This is a genomic window from uncultured Fretibacterium sp., from assembly GCF_963544685.1.
In the GTDB taxonomy this organism is placed as follows: Bacteria; Synergistota; Synergistia; order Synergistales; family Aminobacteriaceae; genus CAJPSE01.
Genome location: NZ_CAUUGJ010000143.1, coordinates 1 through 4,800, shown reverse-complemented (window position 1 = coordinate 4,800; position 4,800 = coordinate 1). Strand labels below are relative to the sequence as shown.

General features: G+C 63.3%; 5 protein-coding genes. 4 read left to right on the top strand and 1 reads right to left on the bottom strand.

The features are described 5' to 3' along the window. Nucleotides 1-71: 71 nt before the first annotated feature. Nucleotides 72-1,055 carry a P1 family peptidase gene (locus ABLA28_RS10450; RefSeq protein WP_347713612.1) on the top strand — a complete coding sequence of 328 codons (984 nt, stop codon included), beginning with the start codon at nt 72-74 and terminating at the stop codon, nt 1,053-1,055. Nucleotides 1,056-1,230: 175 nt separating this feature from the next. Here ABLA28_RS10450 and ABLA28_RS10445 read toward each other — a convergent pair whose 3' ends face one another. Beyond that, nucleotides 1,231-1,401 carry a hypothetical protein gene (locus ABLA28_RS10445; RefSeq protein WP_299300070.1) on the bottom strand — a complete coding sequence of 57 codons (171 nt, stop codon included), beginning with the start codon at nt 1,399-1,401 and terminating at the stop codon, nt 1,231-1,233. A 291-nt stretch (nt 1,402-1,692) separates the two neighbouring features. Here ABLA28_RS10445 and ABLA28_RS10440 point away from each other — a divergent pair, with 291 nt between their 5' ends. From ABLA28_RS10440 to ABLA28_RS10430, 3 genes are all read left to right on the top strand, one after another. Continuing rightward, the gene (locus ABLA28_RS10440; protein WP_347713611.1) at nt 1,693-2,838 is read left to right on the top strand and encodes an aldo/keto reductase; all 1,146 of its coding nucleotides are present in this window, start codon (nt 1,693-1,695) and stop codon (nt 2,836-2,838) included. A gap of 76 nt (nt 2,839-2,914) precedes the next feature. Further along, nucleotides 2,915-4,297, top strand: a complete 1,383-nt coding sequence (locus ABLA28_RS10435) for a sodium-dependent transporter (RefSeq protein WP_347713610.1) — start codon at nt 2,915-2,917, stop codon at nt 4,295-4,297. Between the two features lie 155 nt (nt 4,298-4,452). Beyond that, the coding region (locus ABLA28_RS10430; RefSeq protein WP_347713609.1) for a TRAM domain-containing protein at nt 4,453-4,800 on the top strand (348 nt) is incomplete at its 3' end.

The following is a 4,800-nucleotide window of genomic DNA, read 5'->3' as shown; positions in this document are numbered from 1 at the left end:
GTGAGGGGATCGCGGGGGTCCTCATCGCCATCGGCAGAGTGCTGTCATTTATGGCGGATTAGGGGGCTTCGATGTTCAGGGAGATTGCCGTTACGGACATCGCAGGAATACGCGTGGGGCATGCGCAGGATGTGGAGGCGGGCACGGGGTGCACCGTCCTGGTCTGCGAGGCCGGCGCAACCGCAGGGGTGGACGTTCGGGGTGGCGCCCCGGCGACGCGCGAGACGGATCTCCTGAACCCCGTCAACATGGTGGAGAAAATCCATGCAGTGGTCCTTAGCGGAGGCAGCGCCTTCGGGCTCGACGCGGCGTCCGGGGTAATGGCCTGTCTTGAGGAGCGCAGCGTCGGCTTCGACGTCCAGGTTGCGCGCGTCCCCATCGTCTGTGGGGCGTCGCTGTTCGATCTTCCCGTCGGGAGCCCGAAGGTCCGCCCCGATAGAGAGATGGGGTACGCGGCCTGCCGAAACGCCTCGGCCCTGCCGCCGGCACAGGGCAACGCAGGAGCCGGAACCGGGGCTTTCGTGGGCAAGCTGTTCGGCATTGGGCGATCCATGAAGGGCGGTTTCGGCCATTACGGATTGGAGGTGGAAGCGCTTCGGGTGGCGAGCATCGTTGCGGTCAACTGTCTGGGGGACGTGCTGGAACCCGACACGGGAACTGTCCTTGCAGGGCTCCTGGACGAGAGGCTGGGGACGATCCTGGACACGGAGGCCGAGATGTGCCGCCGTTATGCGGAGACGGGCCATCTCTTCGGCGGCAACACTACCATCGGAGTGGTTGTGACTAACGGCCGCCTCTCGAAGTCGCAGGCCGCCAAGGCCGCCTCGATGGCACACGACGGTTTTGCCCGCGCGATGCGCCCCGTACACACGATGTGGGACGGGGACACGATCTTCCTTCTCGCCACGGGCGAGGTGGAGGTGGACGTCAACGTCGTCGGCATCCTTGGCGCGCGAACCATGGCGCGCGCCATTGCCAACGCCGTCCTGTACGCGGAGCCTGCCTACGGGCTGCCCGCCGCGCAGTCTCTGAAGGAGCGGAAAAAACGATCTTAGAGAGGAGGGGGGAGAACGCAACGGGGCCGGAGTCCCCAAAAGACTCCGGCCCCACCGAGACTTCCCTGCTTTATATCGCGGAAGATACCTGGGTTACAAGGGCATGGATGCCCTGATATTCCGTTATAAAGGCAGCCCGAGGGCCGTGTGAAGCCTTTTCTCGCCATCTCGACGGCTAGCGGACGATCCTCCGCACCGCGCCGCCTCTCCGGGGATCCCTGAGGAAAAGCGCCTCGTTGGCGAGAGACCCGTCATTCCGGCACCGCGCGGGGATGAACGAGCCGTCCGCGGTCAGCCACAACGGCTTTCCGTCGGAGTACACCAGCTTTGTTGCTCCATATTCCATTTTTTCACCTCCGTTCCCATCCTCCTTTTTTCAAGGATTCCATTTTTAAAAGATTATTATACGCCATTCGTCGAAAAATATCAAATTTCTCTCGCCGTTCAAATGGCAGCCTGTACCGTCCCGCCGCTCCCCTCCGGCGGCAGTGGCTTGTCCCCGTATCCGCGCCCCCGCGCTCGAGGAGGGGCTCCCTGCGCGTCTCTATAAATTTTTATTGATTTTTCATTGGTATTTCCCCCAAGTTTCAATCCTGATATAATACGCGGAATTAAATCGCTCGATGGGGGTGTTTCGATGCTTTACAGGACGATTCCGGCCGTCGGAAAGGAGCTCTCGATCCTGGGCTTCGGGTGCATGCGCCTGCCCGTAACCGCCGGGGGAGGAATCGACGAGCCCGCAGCCGAGCGGCTGATGCGCGCCGCCTTCGACGGCGGCATCAATTATTTCGACACCGCCTGGCCCTATCACGAGGGCAAGTGCGAGGAGTTCGTCGGCCGCGCCATCAAGGGGTACCGGGACAGGATCACGCTGGCGACGAAGCTTCCCGTATGGCTGGTGCACGAACCGAGGGACATGGACGATTTTCTGGAGAAACAGCTGGGTTTTCTGCGCACGGACCATGTGGACCTCTATCTGCTCCACTCCCTGAGTGCGGCCCGCTGGCGGAAGTTGACGGAGATGGGCGCGCTCGAGTTCATGGAACGGGCCAAAGCCTCGGGAAAGATACGGCACATCGCCTTTTCCTTCCACGACGGCCTCGATACCTTCCGAACGATCGTGGACGCCTATCCCTGGGACATGTGCCAGATCCAATACAACCTTCTGGACCGGAACTTTCAGGCGGGGGCGGCGGGACTGGAGTACGCCGCAGCAAAGGGAATCGGCGTCGTGGTGATGGAGCCGCTGAAGGGCGGAAACATCAGTCTGCCCGTCCCCGAACCGCTCCGGGACGAGGCCCGGGAGGCCGGGTACTCCTCCCCCAACCTCGCGGACCTTGGGCTGCGCTGGGTCTGGGACCATCCCGGGGTATCCGTGGTGTTGAGCGGCATGACCACGCCGGAGCAGCTCTCCCAGAACCTGGCCAGCGCCGACCGGGGACGGCCGGGCGGGCTGTCCGATGCGCAGCGCCGTTTTGCGGACCGGGTATGGAAATTTTTCTCCGACCGCATGAGGGTCCCCTGCACGGCCTGCGCCTACTGCAAGCCCTGCCCGCAGGGCGTGGACATCCCCCAGTGCTTCACGAACCTGAACACTGCGGCGATATCCGGCAACTGGGAGCTCCAGGGACGAAACTATCGCTATGTCCTGGCCCCGGACCGGGACGGCAAGCGCGCATCGGCCTGCGTCAGCTGCGGGGCCTGCGTGCCGAAGTGCCCCCAGGGCATCCCGATACCGGAGAAGCTCCGGGAGGTGGCCGAGGCTTTCGAACTGGGAGAATGACCTATCCGGGGGCGGCACGCCTCATGGTTTGGGGATTCCTTATTCCAACTGAAAAACTGAAAAGGGGATGCGGCGGATGGAGGAGAGACGCAACAGAGAATCGCTGGGGAGCCGGATGGGGTTCATCTTCCTGTCGGCGGGGTGCGCCATAGGATTGGGAAACGTGTGGCGCTTCCCCTATATTACGGGGCGATACGGCGGCGCTGCCTTCGTTCTGCTCTACCTGCTCTTCCTGGTCCTTCTGGCGATGCCCATCATGGTCATGGAGTTCGCGGTCGGAAGGGCCTCGCGGCAGGCCGTTGCGGGCTCCTTCAAGGTCCTCGAGCCCAAGGGGAGCCGATGGTCGGTCTTCGGCTATCTCGCGATGGCCGGGAACTACATCCTGATGATGTTCTACACCACGGTAACGGGCTGGATGCTGGCCTATACCTGGTATGCCGCGACGGGCGGCCTGGAAGCGCTCTCGCCCGAGGCGATCGGAGCCTGTTTCGGGGGCATGCTGGGAAACCCGTGGACCCTGAGCTTCTGGCTCCTCCTGACGGTCCTGATCGGGTCGGCCATCTGCTACATCGGCCTTCGCTCGGGCGTCGAGCGCATCACCAAGATCATGATGTGCGGGCTCCTGCTCATCATGATAGCCCTGGCCGTCCGGTCCGTGACCCTGCCCGGGGCGGAGAAGGGCCTGGACTTCTACCTGAAGCCGAATTTTGAAAACCTCGTGGCGAACGGGCTTTGGAACAGCGTCTACGCCGCCATGGGGCAGGCGTTCTTCACCCTCAGCCTGGGCATCGGCAGCATGGCGATCTTCGGCAGCTACATCGGGCGCGACCGCTCCCTGACGGGCGAGTCGATCATCATCACGGCGCTCGACACCATCGTCGCCATCACGGCGGGCCTGATCATCTTCCCGGCCTGCTTCGCCTACGGCGTCAGCCCGGACGCCGGGCCGGGCCTGATCTTCGTGACGCTGCCCAACATGTTCAACCACATGCCGCAGGGCCGTCTCTGGAGCGCCCTGTTCTTCCTGTTCATGAGCTTCGCGGCCATGTCCACGGTCGTCGCGGTGTTCGAGCACCTTATCGCCAACTCCATGGACCTGCTGGGCTGGAGCCGGAAGAAGGCCAGTACGTTCAACTTCTTCGCCATCTTCATCCTCTCCCTGCCCTGCGTCCTGGGCTTCAACGTCTGGTCGCACGTCGCGCCCCTGGGGAAGGGGACGATCATCCTGGACCTGGAGGACTTCATCGTCAGCAACAACCTGCTGCCCCTGGGCTCCATCGTGTACTTGCTGTTCTGCACCACGCGCTACGGCTGGGGATGGGACAACTTCATCGCCGAGGCCGACGCGGGGCACGGCCTCAAGTTCCCCCATGCGCTGCGCGGCTATCTGGTCTACGTCGTGCCGGCGATCATGCTCGTGATCTTCGCGTTCGGCTATTACGAGAAATTTTTCAAATAGGCGGAGGGGATCCACTCACCGAAAGGGCCGGGGGCGGACTGCGTCGTCCGTCCCCGTTTTCGTCCTCATGGAGGGGCGGCCCGGGGAGTATGATAGTCGCAGGGGCGGATACGTAAGGCAAGAGCGAAGAATTTGTCACGATGGGGGTTTTGCGGGTGGAACGTTCGGTACGGTCGGGGTCTTCGCAATCGAGGTATTCTCAATCAAGATCTTCTCAAGCAAATCCTGCGGGGGAAAGGCTGCGGCTCGAGATTGCGGGGCTGTCGAGCGATGGAAGCGGCATCGCCCGCACGGACCGCGGGGTGGTGTTCGTGGCGGGGGCGCTGCCGGGGGAGCTCGTGGAGGCGGAGCTGGTGAAGCGACGCAAGGATTTCGCCCTCGCGCGGACCGTGTCCGTGGTGCGCCCGTCGCCGGGGCGGACCGCCCCGCGATGTTCCGCCTTCGGTCAGTGCGGGGGCTGCCAGCTCCAGCATGCGGACTATCCGCTCCAGCTCTCCCTCAAG

What these genes read in the sequence shown, in the direction of transcription:
- ABLA28_RS10440 (WP_347713611.1), top strand. Translation starts at nt 1,693, where the DNA reads ATGCTTTACAGGACGATTCCGGCCGTCGGAAAGGAGCTCTCGATCCTG.
- ABLA28_RS10450 (WP_347713612.1), top strand. Translation starts at nt 72, where the DNA reads ATGTTCAGGGAGATTGCCGTTACGGACATCGCAGGAATACGCGTGGGG.
- ABLA28_RS10445 (WP_299300070.1), bottom strand. Translation starts at nt 1,401, where the DNA reads ATGGAATATGGAGCAACAAAGCTGGTGTACTCCGACGGAAAGCCGTTG.
- ABLA28_RS10435 (WP_347713610.1), top strand. Translation starts at nt 2,915, where the DNA reads ATGGAGGAGAGACGCAACAGAGAATCGCTGGGGAGCCGGATGGGGTTC.